Genomic DNA, 17,333 nt, shown 5'->3' on the forward strand with positions numbered 1-17,333 from the left:
TCAGGAGTCCGCTCGGTCCAGGCCCGGAAGAGTGTGTCGAGAGCAGGTCGCCGACCTGCCAACACCACCGTCTTGACGTGCAATACCGCCACCTCGGCGGCCATCCTTCGTAACGACTCGTCACCGTTGTCGAGGAAGCCGACCGCCACCCGAGCAGGACTCCTTTGAGCGGGCAGAAGAGGGAGACATCAACGGATGGCAGGGAGGTCGCGGAGTTGGCGGCGGGAGGTGATCGAGAGTTTCCGGAAGATGTTGCGTAAGTGGGCATCCACCGTCCGTGGGCTCAGGAACAGCTTCGCCGCAACCTCCTTCGACGTAGCCCCGTCCGCCACCAGCCGAGCGATGTGCACTTCCTGCACGGTAAGGCTGTCCGCAGCCGACGAAGACCGACGACGGGCCTGCTCCCCGGTGGCCCGGAGTTCCTGCGCGGCTCGTCCGGCAAACGCTTCGGCACCCAGGGCCGACAAAGCCGAATGCGCGTGGCGGAGTTCGATTCGCGCTTCCTTACGGCGCCCCGCACGCCGGAGCCATTCCCCATAGACGAGATGGGCGCGCGCCGCGTAGACGGCCATGGGCGAGGCGTCCAGGATGGTGATCGCCTGGAGGTAGGCGGTTTCGTCGTCATGGACCAGACCACGGGCGTAAGCCGCCATGCCCAGGCCCCAGGGTTGTCCGCCGCCGATCGCCCGTTCGGTCAAGGCGGCCAGCGCGGGCAAGGCCGCGTCCCGGCGACCGCAGCGCGCAGCGGCCTCGATCAGTTCGGGCAGGGCGAGGCTGGTCAGTCCGAGATCCCCGGTGGCCACCGTCCGCTCGGCCGCAGGCAAAGCCGCCGGATAGTCCGCCAGCCCGTTGTTCAGCACCGCCGTCGCGTACTGCACGCTCAAGGTCATATGCGGTCCGACCTGGGCGAACAGCTCCAGCGCCTGCTCCCGACGACCTTGCAGGGCGGCCAGGTGCAGGCGCGGATAGACCAGCGGGGCCGCGCCGGTGGCCTCGGCGATCGCCTCGGCCTCGGAGATCAGTTCCTTGGCGGTGCCGAAGTCGCCGGTCTGGGCGGTGACGGTGGCGCGCATGGCCAAACCGATCGGCAGCAGGTGGAACGAGCCGGACGAGCGGCCGGACGTCGTCGTGCGGTCGGCGATGTCCCGCGCGGCGTCGCCGTGCATGAGTTCCAGACCGAGCAGGAACGCCAGCGTGGGCCACCGGTCCCGGACCTCGCTGTCCGTCAGCACCGGGCGCAGCATCTCGGCCGCGGCCTGGTGGCCGTGGTCGGACTTGACGATCATGCCGTCGAGCAGGACGTCCACGCCACGGGGGAGACCCGGGACCGGCGGCGCGGTGCGCGCGGCGTCGATCACCGTGGCCAGGCCGCCGGTCAGGATGCCCATCTCGATGGCGTCCACGTAGATCGTCCGCGCGTCCTCGGGCTCCTTCTCGGACAGCTTGGCGGCGGCGCGCAGCAGGTGCGCGGTCGGTATGTCCTCGCCGCGGAACCGGGCGAACGAGATCCGGCCGCGCAGCAGGTCGACGCGGGCGTCGTCGGGTTGGAGCGTGGACAGCAGGTCGGCGGCCACGTCGAAGTCCCCGGCCGACAGCTTGGCCTCGACCGCCGCCAGCACCCGCGTCGCCCGCAGGTCCGGCTCCAGCGTCAGCGCGGCCGCGCGTTCCAGGAACGCCGCCGCGGCCGCCACCCCGCCCCGGGCCCGCGCGCGGGCGGCCGAGTCGGTCAGTGCGGTGGCCACGTCCTCGTCCGGCCCGGAACAGGCCTGCGCGCGGTGCCACGCGACCCGGTCCGGGTCCGCGAGCGGGTCGCTGACCTGCGCCAACGCCCGATGTGCGCGGCGCCGCTGCGGATCGGTCGCCGAGTGGTAGACCGCCGAGCGCGCCAGCGGGTGTACGAACCGCACCCGGGACCCGAACTCGACCAGCGGCACGTCGTGCGCCGCCGACACGTCGATGCCCAGCACCTCCGCGGCACGCCACAGCAGGTCCGGGTCACCCACCGGCTCCGCGGCCGCGACCGTCAGCAACATCCTGACCTGCGACGACAGCTCGTCCAACCGGGCCAGGAAGCTCCGCTCGGCCGCAGGCAGGTCGAAGCCACCGGCCAGACCGGTCAGCCCGGCGGTCCGGGTCAATTCCAGCAGAGCCAGCGGATTGCCCCGAGCCTCGGCCAACACGCGGTCACGCACTCGTTCGTCCAACGGCGCCGGGATCTCGCGCGCCAGCAACGCCCGCGCCTCCTGCTCGCTCAACGGCCGCACGTCCACCACCGGCAGATGCCCCAGCACGTCCGGCGCCGACCGCGCGGCGAACACCATCGCCACCCGCTCCGCCGTGACCCTGCGCGACACGAACGCCAGCGCCCGTGCCGACGCGTGATCCAACCACTGGGCATCGTCGATCACACACAGCAACGGCCGGTCGTGCTCGGTCAACAGCCCCAGCGTCGCCGCGCCCGCCAGGAACGGATCGGGCGTGCCGGTCGCCATGCCGAACGCGATCCGCAACGCCGCGCGATGGGGCGCGGGTAGGTCTGCCAGATGCCCCAGCACCGGGATGCACAACTGGTGCAGCGCCGAATACGGCAGCTCGGTCTCGAACTCCACACCCGAGGCCCGCATGACCTCGAACCCCGTCGCGGCCTCGGCCACCTGCCCCAGCAGCGCGCTCTTGCCGATGCCTGCCTCGCCGCGCACCACCACGGCCCCGCCCCGGGACTCCCGTGCCTCGTCCAGCAACTCCCGCAGCCGCGTCGTCTCGTCCCGCCGTCCAAGCAACCCGTCCCGCAACAAGCCCCCCACCTGCGTCTTTCCCCATTGCCTACGCACTCCCGCGACCCGAGGATAGGCGATTTTCACCGACGCGAGCGGTGTTCGCGCACCGGCATCGTGAGTGCACCGACGAAAACACCGAGGAGCCGCCATGACGACCGACATCGGCACCACCCACCGCCGACTCGCCGCCGACTGGATCGCCATCTGGAACGGCGACTACATCCTCGCCTACCGCGATGTCGCCGCCGACTTCACCGTGCACGCCGCGCTGCTCGACGGCGGCGACGGCAGCGCGGTGCGCGGCCCGGATGCCCTGGTCGGGTGGATCACGCAGACCCGCGCGGTGTTCACCGAGCTGGTGTTCGAGGTGGAGGTCGGCCCGATCTCCGACGCCGACTTCATCGCCCTGCGCTGGGTCGCCACCGGCACCTACGCGGGCGGTTTCCCGGGCGCCACCGCACCGGCGGGCACGGCGGTCCGCTTCACCGGCACGGACGTGCTGCGCGTGGCGGGCGGCAAGCTCGCGGAGTGCTGGATCAACTCCGACGTGCACGTCCTGCTCGCCCAGCTCGGCGCCTGAGATCAATCAATCAATACAAGGAGAGACAACAATGTTCGCTCGCACTGCCCGTCGCGTCGCCCTTCTCGCGGTCCCGCTGATCGCCGGTCTCCTTGGCACCGCCGCGCCCGCGCGGGCCGCGACTTCCGTGACCACGACGGCGTCCCTGACCTGCGGGGGCCAGAGCGTCGACAGCACGGCCAAGATCCGCTACCGCACCGAGAGGCTGATCAAGGCACCGCTGGATGTCGTCTGGAGAGTGCAGACCGATGTCGCGCGGTGGCCCGCGTGGCAGGAGCCGGTCAGCTCGGCGAGGCGCCTGGACCATGGTCCGCTGCGGGCGGGGTCGCGGTTCCGGTGGACCACGCCGGTGCCGGAGACCCCCGTGACCCCGGCGACCACGCTGGTGATCACGTCCACGGTCCAGCAGTTGCAGCGGGACAAGTGCATTCGGTGGACCGGCCCGGCGATCGGTGATGGTCTGCGCATCGACCGCGGAGTGCACGTGTGGACATTCACCAAGGTACCGGGCGGTGTGCTCGTGCGCACCGAGGAAACCCACGCGGGCAAGCAGATCGAGACCGACGTGCCGTTGGCCACCGAGTTCCTCGGGCAGGGCTTGGAGGCGTGGTTGACCGCGCTCAAGACCACCGCCGAAACCCGCTGTCTGCCCGCCTGATCACCCAAGGCCCGGCCCTGCCGCCCTCCGGCACGGCCGGGCTTTAAGCGCTTGACGGGTGTGCGGGGCGTCCGCATAATCGACCGCACTATGATCTCCTGACACCGCGCCCCGCCCGCGTCCGAGGCGAGCTCCCGCCCGATGAGTCGGTGAGCCATGCCCGGCGGGCCCTTTCTCCGCAGGGGACCGTGTCGCATGTCAGATATCTCTATTCACGCCCGTGACCTGGGCAAAGCCTATGGTGACCGCCGCGTGCTCCACGGCGTCTCGATCACGGCGGGCCCCGGCCAACGCCTGGGCCTGGTCGGCGAGAACGGCGTCGGCAAGTCGACGCTGCTGCGCTTGCTCGCGGGTGTCGAGGAACCCGACTCGGGGTTCGTAGTCCGGCCCGCGGACTGCGGATTCCTGTTGCAGGAACTGCCTTTCGGCGAGGACGCCGTGGTCGGCGACGTCATCGACGACGCACTGTCCGAGATCCGGGCGGCCCGCCGTCGACTCGATGAACTCGGCAGCTGTTTGGCGCGGGATCCGGACAACCCGGACCTGCTCGCGGCCTATGGGGAGGTGTTGGACTGGGCCCAGGACCACGACCTCTGGGACGCGGACCGCCGCGCCGAGTTGGTGCTGACCGGCCTCGGCCTGGCCTTTGTGGACAGAGACCGTCCACTGTCGACGTTCTCCGGCGGTCAACGGTCCCGCCTGGGCCTGGCCGCTTTGCTGATCCGCCAACCGATGACGATGCTGCTCGACGAACCCACAAACCACCTCGACGACGCCGCGGTGGCGTTCTTGGAGCGGCAACTCGGCAGGCTGCCCGGGACCGTTGTCGTGGCCTCACACGACCGCGTCTTCCTGGACGAGGTATGCACCGACATCGTCGACCTTGACCCCACACGCGGCGGCCTCACCCGATTCGGCGGCACGTACACGGCCTACCTGGCCGCGAAACGTGCCGAACGTGCTCGGTGGGAGCAGCAATGGGCGCGGGAACAGGACGAGTTGGCCGGGTTGCGGGTGTCGGTTGATGTCACCGCTCGGGAGATCAGCCACAACCGGGTGATGAAGGACAACAACAAGATCGCCTACGACCGACACGGCGGCCGCGTGCAGAGACAGATCTCGCGCCGGGTCCGCAACGCCCAGCTACGGCTCGACGAGCTGACCCGCACCCAGGTCCGCAGACCACCCGCGCCGTTGCGGTTCTACGGAGTGCTGACCGGAAACCCGCCGCCGGACAAGCTCGTCGTGTCGTTGCGGCAGGTGCGCCTGTGCGGCCGTCTCGACCTCGACGAACTGGATGTGAGCACGTCGTCTCGGCTGATGGTTCAGGGTGAGAACGGCGCGGGCAAGTCGACGCTGTTGAAGGTGCTCGCGGGGATCCTGACGCCGGACACGGGCACGGTCCGACGCGCCCACGGCGTCCGGGTCGCCCTGCTGGAACAGGACGTCGTGTTCGCCTCGCCGGAGAAGACCGCTCGGCAGTTGTACGCGGGAGAGGTCCCGTTGGTGGAGTTGGGCCTGTTGTCGGGCCGTGACCTGGACAAGCCGGTGGGCCGACTGTCGGTAGGACAGCGCCGCCGGTTGGCGCTGGCGATGCTGATCGGGCGGCCACCGGAGGTGCTGCTGCTCGACGAGCCGACGAACCATCTCTCGCTCGCGTTGGCGGAGGAACTCGAACAGGCACTGCAGTCGGCCCCTGGCGCGGTGGTCGTGGCCACCCACGACCGCTGGCTACGTCGAACCTGGGACGGCGCCGAACTGGTACTCGCCGACGGCAAGGCTGCCCGAGGCTTGCCTCCGGCCCGGTCCGATCCTATCGACCTGGACTGACATCGCGGCGGTGATTCGATCTTGCCTGTGGACAACCCCGCAGGCGCATCGCACCGACGTGTCGTCCGTGCTGTCGAGAGCGGCGAGGATCCGTCACCCGGGCCCACTCTTCGGGGTGGGCCCGGGGCTTCCCGCCGTGTCAGGACGATGTGCTGGTCGGCTGCGGTACCGCGGTCGGGTACTGCGGACGTCCAGCCGGTCGGTAGACCTGGACCGTGACGCCCTTGGAGTCGGTTCGCGACTCGACCAGGTCCAGCGCGAGGTCGGGGCCGTTCTCGGGGAACAGACGGGCGCCCTGGCCGAGGATCACCGGGATCACGAGCAGGGTCATCTCGTCGACCAGGCCGTGCTCCAGCAGCCAGCGGGTCAGGGTGCCGCTGCCGTGCACCTGCAACTCGCCGCCCGGCTTGGCCTTCAAGTCCGCGATCGCGGCCGCGAGGTCATCGGACAGCACGGTGGTGCCCGACCACGCCGGATCCGTGAGCGTGGTCGACGCGACGTACTTGGGTCGGGAGTTCAACGCCCGCAGGACCGGCTCCCAACCGGGGACATCCGCAACCGCCCAGGACCCCCACGCGCCCGCGAACAGCTCGTAGGTCCGCCTGCCGAACAGGAACCCGTCCGCGCGATGATAGGTCTCGTTGATCAACGCATGCGTCTCGTCATCGGCCCGCCCGAGCGCCCACCCACCCCGATCGAACCCGTTGCGACGGTCCTCCTCCGACGCGCCCCCATTGCCCTGCATCACTCCGTCAACGGTGACCTGGGTCATGGTCGTCAGCCTCATCGCGGATCCTCACCTCTGCGCCACCCCCTTCGGGTGACCTCACCCCGGCTACGAACACCACCACCCCGATCCGACATCCTTCCCGAACTTTCTTCCAAGATCTTTCCGACGGCCGATACTCCCGGGCAGCCACCGCCCGCCGAAACGACCGAGTACGTCCAGTACGAGGCTGTCCCGGCGGCACCACCAGCCACACCGTGGCCCCGCCGATACACGGCCAACGTCCTGAGTCGCACCACTAGATCCGGTAGTCGTGCACCTGGATCACTTGCCTGTCGTCAGACGTGGCGTGGAATGTCCAGCCCGCGTCGCGAAGGTCGATCAGGCGTCGCAGGTCGGGAACGCGGGGAGTGCGAGTGTCTCGGGTGGGTTCATGGCCGATGCTCAGCTTGCCCGGGTGAGGTCGCTGTGTATGTGGAGTCGTTGCAGGGCTGTCGTGATGTGGGCGGCGGAATCCGTGGGGCTGAGCGCGTTCGTGTGCGCGTGGTGGATGTCGTGGGCGTAACGGTTGAGTTCTTCGGTCCGGTGCAGCCAGATGGTGGTGTTTCGGGCGGACAGGACGGCGAGGGTTGCCTGCGGGGTGTGGGTCAGAGTGAAGGGCTGGTTGGGACCCCAGCCGGGCGTTGTGGATGTCACGCGCAGCTCGACGCGGGGATGTCGGGTGAGTCGCAGGAGCCGTTCGAGCTGGGTGACGAACATGCCGGCGTGGTCGGCCGGCGGAGTGAGTGCAGCGGTCCCGACGAAGGCGGTCAGCCGGGTATCGGTCTGGGCGAGGACGAGCCGCTGGCGTTCCAGTAGTGCGGTGACGTGGGCGTCGACCTGATCGGCGGGGACTTCCCCGGCTGTGGCGATGGCAGTGGCCATCTCGCGGGTGCGCAGTAGAGGCGGGATGACGTGAGTCGCCGTCTTGGTGATGTGGGTGGCGGCGGTGGTGAGCGCGAGGTAGGCCTCACGCTGGATGTGCTGCTCCTCGCCCGTGGAGGCGACCCAGTGCAGGTGGTCGAGGTCCTCGCCCAACCGCATCACCTGGCGGAAGCGGATGCCGTGGATGTCGAGCAGGGCGAGGATCTGGGCGACGTGCTGGGGCTTGGGGGTGCGCTCGCCGGTCTCCCAGCGGGACAGGGTTGGGCAGTCTCGTTCGATCTGCTCGGCGAGCCCGCGCAGGGGAGATGCCACTGCTCTGGCGGAGTTGCCGGAGGGTGCGACCGAGCGCGACGGCGCGGGGCGTGGAAGACATGCGTTTCCCTTGATATCGCGGTGAGTTCGGCGGATGAGGCTGAGTGAGCGATGTCCTGTGCGGCACAGGGATCATGTATCGGGGACGGCAGTCCAGACCACGACGCGACGACACCGTCATTCGAGGGCCGGACGAAGGCGCCGGTGTCAGCCCATGTCGCCGTCGTCGGCGCGCGCGTTGGCGGACCGCCGACCGGTGCACTCCATGGCGGTCAGGCGATGGTTCCGGGTGCGCGTCGTCGCACCACTGGCTGGGCGAACACACTCACAACCTCCAGGAGTCTGCCCCTGACCAGTGAACTTTGCCGGACCGTGGTGCTGCGCCGCTGGTTAAGGGGTACCGGCTTGACCGATGATCAGACCGTATGACGGCGAGCGGAACATGAGGTAGGACGCTCTGTCCTACTACCGGGATGGGTCAAGCCGCGATCTTGGCGCGCTTGGCGAACTCCCGCAGGGGCTTGGTGGGACGTCGGCCGAGAAGTTCGCGAGCGACCGACTTGGCAAGCCGATGGAACGGGAGCAAGTGGGGTGCCATTGCCTCCATGGCGAGCAGGGCGCTGGTCGCTCGCGCATCGTCGCCGAGTTGGGCGTGGGTGAGGGCGACGTCGGCGAGGTGCCGCGTGCGCGACATCAGCGGTAGGTGCTCGCCGCGGGCGGGCATCTCGCGTGATCTGGTGAACGCGGTGTCGAAGTCTCCGGCGACGACGGCGATGTCGGTGCCGATCACGACCACTTGCGACTGGCCGAAGCTGAGACCGTAGTGGCTGCCGTGGTCGGTGCGCGCGTCACCGATTCGTTGTGCGATGTCGTCGGCCTCACCGACCAGATTCAGGGCGAGGTTGCCGTCTCCGGCCCGGCTGGCTGCTCCGGCAGCTCGCAGCAGCAGGGCGCCGCGCACTGCTTCGGCGGAGACTCCGTCGAGGCGGTCCACCGCGCGCACCGCGCCGAGCACGAGTTGCCGCGCCTTGTCCTGCCGTCCCTGCCGCACGAGCACGTGGGAGAAGGCGTGTCGGACCGCGATGGCGCGAAGCGGGTCGTGGCCTCGCTCGGCGTCTGTGATGGCCTCGCGCGCGGCGATGTGCGCGAGGTCGAGGGCGCCGTGTTGCATGAGGGTGCCAATGGCGATCTGTCGCATCTGCGCCGCGAGGTCGGCTGCGATGCCTGCCTCTTCGGCTGGGCTGCCGTGTGCTGCCGCCCGGGTCTCCGCGAGCAGCCTGGGCAGTACCTGTCCAAGGAGGTCGTAGCGGCCACCGCTGAACGCGCCCCACGCGTACTCCGCGCCACGTTGGATGTCGGGCAGCGAGGGAGCGTCCACGTCGTCGACCTCGTCAAGAAGGTCATCGATCGATGTCAGGGCTTCCCGAATCGCACCCACGGTGTCGACGTCGTCTTCTGCCACGGACTGCGGTTGTCCGAGCAGGCCGCCGAGATCGGTCCCCAGTGCGCGGGCGATCCGGTGCAGGTAGGGCACGGATGCGGTGTGCCGCTGACCTTGCTCAAGCTTGCGGATCAAGTCGATGCTGACTTCCGCCGCGTCTGCCAGTTCGCGTTGTGTGATGTGGCGGCCGCGAAGTTGCCGAATACGCGCGCCGACGCTCTCGTTCGCCATGTCGCCCTGCCTTCGCCCAGTGCTCTTCGCCAGGGCCCTTGGCCCGTCGGCCAAGGACGTCGTACCTCGGCGAGGAGGCATCACCAGGCTAGTCGCCACTCTTGGCGAGCACGACCGGGCGCACCGTTGGCCCGCTTCGACGGACAGACGTAACGGACGCTGGGGGCGAGCGTGATCAGCGAAACCTGACCCGCGCCCAGCCGCCGGAACCGGCGACCGGGCGCGAGTGGTCCATTAAGGACGATCGGTCCGCAGGCCAGGCCCAAGACCCGCCCAACCGGTCACCACGTCACCGGCAGTCGATAGGCGCCGAAGATGCCTGCGTCGGTCTTGAACGGGATCTCGTCCAGGGGCGCGGCCAGCCGGAGCGTCGGGATGCGGCGGAACAACGTGTCGAACACGATCTGCAGCTCCAGCCGAGCCAGGTTCTGTCCCAGGCACTGATGCGGCCCGAACCCGAACGCGATGTGGTGGCGCGCCCCTCGTTGGACATCGAGCCGGTCCGGGTCCTCGAATACCGCCGGGTCCCGGTCGGCGGACATGCCGGACACGACCACGCCGTCCCCGGCGCGGATGGTGACTCCGCCGATCTCCACGTCCGCGGTGGCGACGCGGCTGGTGGCGACCTCGACGATGGTGAAGTAGCGCAGCAGCTCCTCCACCGCCGCCGGGGTCTTGTCCGGGTCGGCCTTGATCACCGCCAGCTGGTCCGGGTGTTCGAGCAGCGCGACCACCCCGAGGGAGATCATGTTCGCGGTCGTCTCGTGCCCCGCGACCAGCAGCAGGAACGCTGTGCTGACCATAGTGGCCCGGTCGTAGCTGCCCTCCGCGCGCTGCTTGGCGATCTGGCGGCTGAACAGGTCGTCGCCCGGGTCGGCCGCCTTGCGGTCGATCAGGTCGGCGAGGTAACCGCGCAGCTCGTCGAAGGAGCGTTGCCGGATCTCCGACGCCGCGCTTCGTGCGATCAGGGCGGAGGTGCGTTCCTGGAAGAAGTCGTGGTCCGCGTAGGGGACGCCGAGCAGCTCGCAGATCACCAGTGAGGGGACCGGCAGGGACAGGGCCTGGACCAGGTCGACCGGGTGCTCGTCGGCGGCCAGCATCGCGTCGATGAAGTGGTCGACGATCTCCTGGATCCGCGGGCGCAGCGCGCCCAGCCGCTTCACGGTGAACTCGCTGATCAGGGCGCGGCGGGCAGCGGCGTGCTTGGGGCCGTCCATGCTGATCATGGACGGCGGCTGGGCGCGCAGCCTGCTCAGGGTCGCCAGGTCGGCGGTGGCGACCGGGAAGTTCTCGTGCCTGCGGTCGGAGGAGAACCGGCGGTCGGCCAGGATCGCCCGGCCCTGCTCGTGACCGGACACCCACCACACCTCGGCGCCCCCGAGCAGGCGGACCCTGCTGATCGGCGCCTGTTCCCGCAGCTCGCCGTACTCGTCGGGCGCGGCGAACGGGCATCCGCGCTCGACCGGGAACTCGACCTCGGCGACAGCTTTCGTCATGGCACATCACCCCGGGTGTATCTGGAGGAAAAGCTTCCGCTTGAACCCAGCGTAGCCAACCGGAAGCTTTTCTTCCACATCTGCCGTGTGGGTGACGGCGCACCGGGCGGTGGAATGCGACAATCCCCGCCAGCCGACACTGCTGAGGAGGACGGTCAGGGTGCCTGGCAGCCACGAGCCACTCCGCGCCGACGCGCGGCGCAACCGCGAACAGATCATCGACGCCGCGCGCAGGCTGTTCGCCCAGGTCGGGCCGGACGTCCCGATGGACGAGATCGCGCGCGCCGCGGGTGTCGGGGTCGGCACGCTCTACCGGCGCTTCCCCGACCGCGACGAACTGATCATGGCCGTCAGCCTGGACAACTTCACCCGCCTGGCCGACCTCGCGCGGCACGCCGAGGAGTCCGAGCCCGACGCGGCGGCCGCGTTGGTCAGCCTGTTGCGCTCGGCCTTCGAACTCCGGCTCGGTACCACCATGAACGCCGTCTCCGCGCGCGCCCGGGAGGCGGTGACGGACGCGATCGCCGTCGTCGAACAACGCGACCTGGTGATCGCGGTGGCCCGCCGTCTGCTGGGCCGCGCCCAGGAAAGCGGCGCCATCCGCCCGGACATCGACATCGGCGACACGCTGATGGCCCTGTTGCTGATGTCCCGTTTCGTCCCACCGAGCACCGACGACCTGGGCGAGATGGTCTCCCGGCGCCTCTTCGCGCTGATGATGGACGGCCTCCGCGCCACCTCCGGTGTCCCGCTGCCCGGCAGGCCGGTCGACCGGCAGGACATCGAGGAACTCCGCCGCCGCGGCAGCTTCGCCGGTTTCGGCAAACCGGACCGCGGCGACTCCTCGGCGGTCCGCTGAAAGGCGTGACTGTCAGGGCACGACCGAGTCGAGGTACGGCGTCGCGTGCGCGGTCTCGGTGCACGGTCGGTACTCGATCCAGGCGCGGATCTGCGCCTGCTCGTCCGGGGTGAGCGCCATCTGGGCGTCGCTCGCCAGCTTGAGGACGTTGTCGGTGAACGCGGTGGCGAGCTGGTGGGCGTGCGCCTCGATGTCCGTCCAGTCGAAACCGCTGTAGTGATACCCCAGGAGCACGAAATGCACCGCGTTCCGGGCGACCGGCTGGCCCCGCTCGGTGCAGGCGTCCCGCGCCGCCCGCTCGGCGATGGCCTGCCCGTGCGCCGCCGCGCCGCGGGCCTCGGTGGTGAGCACCTCGAACAGGACGGAGTACGCGGCGGACGAGAGCAACGGCACCCCGACCACCTGGTGCACCCGCTCGGCCACCTCCGGCACGACCGGCGTCGAGGGCATCCCGTTGACCGGGGCGTCGTGCCTGGTCGGGTCGTAGAGCCAACCAGGCGACTTGCTGGTCTCGATGTGCAGGCGGTCGTCGACCAGGCTCTGCGCGAACTTGCCGAAACCGCCGGTACCGCCCCACGAGGTGGTGTCCACCCTGGTCCCGAGCTGGCGGCGGACCTCCTGCGCGACCCGGGCCATCGTCAGCGGCTCATCGGCCTCGGCCACCAAACGGCGCACCACGACGGCCATCCGCTCGCGTAGTCCGTTGTCCGCGGGCGCGGGTGGCGCGAGGGCGTCCTCGTCCAGGCCGAGGGCCTCGTCGAAGAACAGGGAGTCCGGGATCGGGAAGTCGCAGGCGGCCTGGAGCGCGGCGGCGGCGGGACCGCTCACCAACATCGCGGTGCGGCGGTCGTGCTCGCGCAGCCGCAACAGCACCGGGGTGAAATCGGCGTCGACGGACAGCACGATGAACTCGTCATAGCGTTCGGGATGCGCGAGCGTGTCGAGGATGTCCAGCACCATGTGGATGTCCGCGCTGTTCTTGCCCCTGGTGGTGAGCGCGGGACAGTCCACCACGCGGAAACCGGCACGCGTGAAGTAGGGCCGGAACCTCCCGGACTGCGCCGGATCGAGATAGCAGATGCGCCGCAACACTTTCCGGGGCTTCTCCTCCGCGTCCACCACGAACGGCCCGAGCGTCTGCTCCATCCACTCGATCCACCGCCCCGGCTGCGTGGCGAACCGGTTCCCGGCGTCCTTGCTCGAATTCGACAGCCCGATGTGCACATTCTCGAAGTCCACGAACACCGCCGCCCGGCGATGCCCGTCGGCCGAATGACCACCCATGCGCGACAACCTCCCAAACGACCGGGGGGCGTGCGCTCGACGCCCAGCCAGCGGCTGCCGGGGAGATCGTCCCGACCCGCGCGACCGCTACACCGACGCGCCAGGACGTCGTTTTCGATCCGAGTTTTCGATCCGACGCCGTTCGCAAGCCGGGCACCCCGGGCCTCGGAGGTCCGGACTGGACAGTCTGCGCCGTGGGCATTTCCTTTTGTGGAGGGCGGGCTCGCGACGCGGAAAGGGGCGGGCACGGGTTAACCGTGCCCGCCCCGGCTTTCAGCGGCCGACCACGCAGGTGGCGGTCGCGGTCGCGGTGGGGTTGCTCTCCGAGGTGGCCGTCAAGGTCACCTTGCCGAACGGGCCGCCGCGGCCGTCCTGCTTGACGTGGACCGGCACGCTGACCTGGTGGCCGAACTCGGCCGTGGCCAGCGCGTTCGGGACCTGGGCCGTCCAGCCGCGGTCGGCCTTGGCCGAGACGCGGTAGACGTCGCCGTCGACGTACTGGCTGACGTCCTCCGGGTGCTGCTTGCCGGTCGGGCGGGCGCCGTGGCCGGTGTTGAACAGCGGGAAGCGGCAGGTCGCGACGCCGTCGTGGCCGAGGTGGCCGGTGGTGGGCAGCACCCGGACGCCGCGCTTCTGCGGGCCTGCGCCGTCCAGGGAGCTGATCGCGACCTTGTAGGACAGGACGCCCTTGTTGTCGCGTTTGATGTCGAGTACGTAGAAGTGCAGGCGGTTGGCCTGGTCCACGTACTCGTACTCGCTGCCGGAGTTCGTGCCCGCGTGGAACAGGGCGTCCGACAGTTGGCGGTAGTCGCCGATGGTGATGGGGATCTTGCGGCCGTCGGGCAGGACGTAGTCGGTCATGCCGATGTCCTGCGGGTTGGCGTCGATCACCCAGGCGAACGGCGCGTCGTCCTCGTCCTTCGTCTTGGCGAGCAGCACGCCTGCGTCCGGGGTGAACGAGTCCGAGCCCATCCGGTCGACGACCTCGACGGTGTAGTTCTGGTAGCCGCCGCCGTCGCAGTACGGGTCGGTCGCGACGTCGCACTTGGGGTCGAGGTCGCCGGTGCCGAGCTGGAGGTTGATCCCGGTCAGCCCGCGCGATCCCGGCTGCACCTCGCGCGCGGTGATCTGGGCGATCACCACGCCGGAGTCGGCCAGCGCCTCCCGGGACAGCCGCAGCACATTGCGCTCGTCGACGATGCCGAGTTTCATCTTGTTCCGCAACATGTGCTGCGCGCCCATCGAGCCGCCGCCGGTCGCCGGGATGACCCAGCGCGAGTGCGGGCCGCCGGGGCCGTTGAACGAGCCGCGGGAGAGCATGTCCCAGATGCCGTTGTAGTCGCGGCGCGGCGGGTTGGAGAACGGGTTGTTGTAGTTGTCGCCGATGCCGAGCAGGTGGCTCAGCTCGTGCGCGTACACGCCCTGGCCCGAGCTCTCCGCCTGGGTGGACGACCCCTCCTCGGCGTTGGGCCACATGGCCGACGCCGACGCCCAGGAGGTCCAGTCCACGTAGCGGGTGCGCGCCCAGTTCGGCAGGGCTTCGTCCGGCGGACCGAAGGCGTCGGTGACGTCCTCCTTCTGCTCGAACTTGATCTTCCCGAACTCCTGCCAGGTACCGGACTCGTCCTGGCCCGCGGACAGGAAGTAGACGAAGTCGTAGCCAGCCGGGACCTGGGTGCCGACATCGGCGGTCCAGGCGGCGCGGCCGTCCACGCGCAGGTCGCGGTCGCAGTTGTCACCGGCCGGGCACGCGGTGCCCGCCTGGAACTCCATGCCGTACTCGTGGTCCTTGCCCGGCATGGTGTAGGGCCCGAACGCCTTGAGGTCGACGCCGTAGCGGCCGCCGGAGTCCTCCATCCAGTACTCGTTGACGGTGTGGCCGTGGTTGATGGTGCTCGGCTTGTTGAGCAAGTCCTGATAGAACTGTGCGACCTGGGGGCGCGGGACGTCGTGCGCCTCGGTGCTGGGGTTGCCGAACACCGTCGAGTGCGCCGGTTGCGTCACGACGAACGGCTGGTTCGGGTAGTCCAGAAGGACCAGCGCGCCCTTGAAGTTGCGCTTCGACCCCTTGACCGCGGGATCCGACCAGTTGGTCCCGGGCACCTTCCGGTAGTCCCGTTCCCACGTCATGTGGTCCGGGTTGACCCAGTTCTGCGGGTCGATGGGGCCGGGCAGACCCGCCGCCGCCATGACCCGCGCGCCGTCCGGGCCTTCCTGCCACGGCTGCCGCTGCGGCCAGTGGTCGTACTGCCATTGGTTCTCGGGCTCGTCGGGGGGAGCCGCGAGCGCGCTGCCGTTGCCCGCGGCGAGCGCGGCGGCCGATAACAGCGCGGTGATCAGGAGCAGGGGACGTTTGTGACGAACCCGCGTGAGGGACATGCCACCTCCGATTTGTCGGTTCGCCCATGCTAACGATCGGCGGAGATCTGGGAACCGTTGCCAGTTAACGGAAATCCCGACATGCGTCGGGGGCCGCGGTCGGCCTGCTTTGCCTGGTGACCGGGTGTGCGGGCGCGGGCGACGTGGACGCCGGGGCGTTCCCACTGTTCGTTCCCGCGCAACCCGCGCGCCACTGTTCCGACTGTCCCATTTCGTCCCATATGTCGCCGGGGCGGCGTGATGGTCCTGCGACCCTGGTGAGCCGGGACGGGACCGGGCCAGGATCGACGACATGGCCACCGGTTACGTCTACCACGAGCTGTTCGGCTGGCATGACACCGGAACGCAGGCGCAGCTGCTGCCCGCCAACGTGGCGCAGGGCCTGCAACCCTTCCACCATTACGAGTACGCCGAACCCAAGCGCCGCGCGCACGAGCTGGTCGTGGTGACCGGCCTGGTCGACCACCTCACCCGGATCGCCCCGCGCCCGGCCACCGACGAGGAGATCCTGCTCGTCCACACCCCCCACCACCTCGACCGCCTGGTCACCGCCAACCCCACCGGCGGCGACGCGGGCGACGGCGGAACCAAGTTCGGGCCGGGCGGCCTGGACATCGCCCGCCTCGCCGCGGGCGGCGTGATCCGCGCCTTCGATGCCGTCCTGGACGGCTCCGTGCGCAACGCGTACGCGCTGGTCCGACCACCCGGGCACCACGCCATCCCGGACTCCGGCATGGGCTTCTGCCTGCTCGCCAACATCGCCATCGCCATCCGCTCGGTCCGCCGCACCCACGACTGCAAGCGCGTCGCGGTGGTGGACATCGACGTGCACCACGGCAACGGCACCCAGACGGTGTTCTGGGAAGACCCGACCGTCCTGGCGATCTCCCTGCACCAGGACCGCATGTTCCCGCCCGACTCCGGCCACGTCACCGAACGCGGCGCGGGTCCGGGATTCGGTTACACCCTCAACCTCCCGCTGCCGCCGGGCACCGGCAAGGGCGGCTACCAGGAATCCATCCGCCGGGTCGTACTCCCCGCCCTGCGGCGCTTCCGTCCGGATCTGATCGTGGTCGCGGCGGGGTATGATGCCAGCGCGCTGGACCCGTTGGGGCGCATGATGTTGACGCCTGGTGGGTATCGGGACATCACGAAGGCCCTTGTGGACGCCGCGAACACGTTGTGCGGTGGGCGGATCGTGGCTGTGCAGGAGGGCGGGTACGCGGAGGCTTACGTGCCGTTCTGTCTGCATGCGGTGGTGGAGGAGTTGGTGGGGGTGGAGAAGCCGTTCCCTGATCCGTTCCACTTTGATCGGTTGGGGCAGCAGGAGCTTCAGCCGCATCAGGACGCGGCCATCAAGGCCACGGAGAAACTCCTCGTCGACATCCACCATTAGTGGTGCGACCCAGAACGTCGACCATGTCTCGACCCGCCCACGACGTGCCTGACGGCACCGCCGAAACGACCGAGTACATCCAGTACGAGGCCGTCCCGGCGGCACCGCCGGCCACGCCGTGGACCCGCCGATACACGGCCGACGTTCTGAGTCGCACCACTAGCTGTTGCGGGTCATGACGTTGGTGACAGCCGGCAGGGGCTGAGACGAGGGGACGGGTCTTTCGGCGGCAGGATGGAAGTGCGACCAACGCATCCGCCGAACAGAAAGACCCGTCCGTGCTCCACCGTAACGCCCCGCTGTCCGTCGAAGGCCGCCACCGCCTCGTCCAACGTTGCCGCACCCGTCCGATCGCCCACGTCGCGGCCGAGATGGGCATCTCGCGCCAGTGCGCCTCCAAGTGGGTCAACCGCCATCGCCGCTTCGGCGAGGCCGGCCT

At 69.6% G+C, this 17,333-nt stretch carries 13 protein-coding genes; 6 read left to right on the forward strand and 7 right to left on the reverse strand.

Annotation, left to right across the window (positions count from 1 at the left end; genetic code table 11):
• Nucleotides 1-188 precede the first annotated feature (188 nt).
• Nucleotides 189-2,804 carry an AAA family ATPase gene (locus C503_RS0104725; protein WP_018681057.1) on the reverse strand — a complete coding sequence of 872 codons (2,616 nt, stop codon included), beginning with the start codon at nt 2,802-2,804 and terminating at the stop codon, nt 189-191.
• 121 nt (nt 2,805-2,925) lie between these two features.
• Between C503_RS0104725 and C503_RS0104730 the strand changes: the two genes are divergently transcribed.
• The 3 genes from C503_RS0104730 (at nt 2,926) to C503_RS37875 (ending at nt 5,845) form a co-directional block, all read left to right on the forward strand.
• Nucleotides 2,926-3,357, forward strand: a complete 432-nt coding sequence (locus tag C503_RS0104730) for an ester cyclase (RefSeq protein ID WP_018681058.1) — start codon at nt 2,926-2,928, stop codon at nt 3,355-3,357.
• A gap of 31 nt (nt 3,358-3,388) precedes the next feature.
• A complete protein-coding gene (locus tag C503_RS0104735; protein WP_018681059.1) occupies nt 3,389-4,015 on the forward strand; it encodes an SRPBCC family protein in 627 nt (208 codons plus the stop codon).
• Nucleotides 4,016-4,210: 195 nt separating this feature from the next.
• Nucleotides 4,211-5,845: an ABC-F family ATP-binding cassette domain-containing protein gene (locus C503_RS37875; RefSeq protein WP_051114744.1), complete on the forward strand. Its 1,635-nt coding sequence runs from the start codon at nt 4,211-4,213 to the stop codon at nt 5,843-5,845.
• A gap of 139 nt (nt 5,846-5,984) precedes the next feature.
• Here C503_RS37875 and C503_RS0104745 read toward each other — a convergent pair whose 3' ends face one another.
• The 4 genes from C503_RS0104745 to C503_RS0104760 all read right to left on the reverse strand — a co-directional run bounded on the left by C503_RS0104745 (nt 5,985) and on the right by C503_RS0104760 (nt 10,976).
• On the reverse strand, nt 5,985-6,632 hold the full coding sequence (locus C503_RS0104745; RefSeq protein WP_018681061.1) for a dihydrofolate reductase family protein: 648 nt from the start codon (nt 6,630-6,632) through the stop codon (nt 5,985-5,987).
• Nucleotides 6,633-7,016: 384 nt separating this feature from the next.
• Nucleotides 7,017-7,808, reverse strand: a complete 792-nt coding sequence (locus C503_RS0104750) for a Scr1 family TA system antitoxin-like transcriptional regulator (RefSeq protein ID WP_018681062.1) — start codon at nt 7,806-7,808, stop codon at nt 7,017-7,019.
• Nucleotides 7,809-8,286: 478 nt separating this feature from the next.
• Entirely contained in the window at nt 8,287-9,480 is a 1,194-nt protein-coding gene (locus tag C503_RS0104755) for a helix-turn-helix domain-containing protein (protein ID WP_018681063.1), read from the reverse strand.
• A 281-nt stretch (nt 9,481-9,761) separates the two neighbouring features.
• On the reverse strand, nt 9,762-10,976 hold the full coding sequence (locus tag C503_RS0104760) for a cytochrome P450 (protein ID WP_018681064.1): 1,215 nt from the start codon (nt 10,974-10,976) through the stop codon (nt 9,762-9,764).
• Nucleotides 10,977-11,136: 160 nt separating this feature from the next.
• On the opposite strand from C503_RS0104760, the gene C503_RS0104765 reads away from it, so the two are divergent.
• A complete protein-coding gene (locus C503_RS0104765) occupies nt 11,137-11,835 on the forward strand; it encodes a TetR/AcrR family transcriptional regulator (RefSeq protein ID WP_018681065.1) in 699 nt (232 codons plus the stop codon).
• Nucleotides 11,836-11,847: 12 nt separating this feature from the next.
• On the opposite strand, the gene C503_RS43005 is transcribed toward C503_RS0104765, so the two are convergent.
• Together C503_RS43005 and C503_RS0104775 are read right to left on the reverse strand one after the other, a co-directional pair.
• Entirely contained in the window at nt 11,848-13,119 is a 1,272-nt protein-coding gene (locus tag C503_RS43005; RefSeq protein WP_018681066.1) for an NYN domain-containing protein, read from the reverse strand.
• A gap of 273 nt (nt 13,120-13,392) precedes the next feature.
• Nucleotides 13,393-15,498: a M6 family metalloprotease domain-containing protein gene (locus C503_RS0104775; protein WP_020608204.1), complete on the reverse strand. Its 2,106-nt coding sequence runs from the start codon at nt 15,496-15,498 to the stop codon at nt 13,393-13,395.
• A 292-nt stretch (nt 15,499-15,790) separates the two neighbouring features.
• Here C503_RS0104775 and C503_RS0104780 point away from each other — a divergent pair, with 292 nt between their 5' ends.
• Both C503_RS0104780 and C503_RS44300 read left to right on the forward strand, forming a co-directional pair.
• Entirely contained in the window at nt 15,791-16,894 is a 1,104-nt protein-coding gene (locus tag C503_RS0104780; RefSeq protein WP_018681067.1) for a class II histone deacetylase, read from the forward strand.
• 278 nt (nt 16,895-17,172) lie between these two features.
• A partial coding sequence (locus tag C503_RS44300) for a helix-turn-helix domain-containing protein (RefSeq protein ID WP_156892957.1) occupies nt 17,173-17,333 on the forward strand: 161 nt, incomplete at its 3' end.

It is taken from the genome of Actinokineospora enzanensis DSM 44649 (genome assembly GCF_000374445.1).
GTDB lineage: Bacteria > Actinomycetota > Actinomycetes > Mycobacteriales > Pseudonocardiaceae > Actinokineospora > Actinokineospora enzanensis.

Bases quoted from the DNA above. Each gene is read 5' to 3' on its own strand.
- C503_RS37875 (WP_051114744.1), top strand. From the start codon at position 4,211: ATGTCAGATATCTCTATTCACGCCCGTGACCTGGGCAAAGCCTATGGT.
- C503_RS0104735 (WP_018681059.1), top strand. From the start codon at position 3,389: ATGTTCGCTCGCACTGCCCGTCGCGTCGCCCTTCTCGCGGTCCCGCTG.
- C503_RS0104760 (WP_018681064.1), bottom strand. From the start codon at position 10,976: ATGACGAAAGCTGTCGCCGAGGTCGAGTTCCCGGTCGAGCGCGGATGC.
- C503_RS0104780 (WP_018681067.1), top strand. From the start codon at position 15,791: ATGGCCACCGGTTACGTCTACCACGAGCTGTTCGGCTGGCATGACACC.
- C503_RS0104755 (WP_018681063.1), bottom strand. From the start codon at position 9,480: ATGGCGAACGAGAGCGTCGGCGCGCGTATTCGGCAACTTCGCGGCCGC.
- C503_RS43005 (WP_018681066.1), bottom strand. From the start codon at position 13,119: ATGGGTGGTCATTCGGCCGACGGGCATCGCCGGGCGGCGGTGTTCGTG.
- C503_RS0104775 (WP_020608204.1), bottom strand. From the start codon at position 15,498: ATGTCCCTCACGCGGGTTCGTCACAAACGTCCCCTGCTCCTGATCACC.
- C503_RS0104745 (WP_018681061.1), bottom strand. From the start codon at position 6,632: ATGAGGCTGACGACCATGACCCAGGTCACCGTTGACGGAGTGATGCAG.
- C503_RS0104730 (WP_018681058.1), top strand. From the start codon at position 2,926: ATGACGACCGACATCGGCACCACCCACCGCCGACTCGCCGCCGACTGG.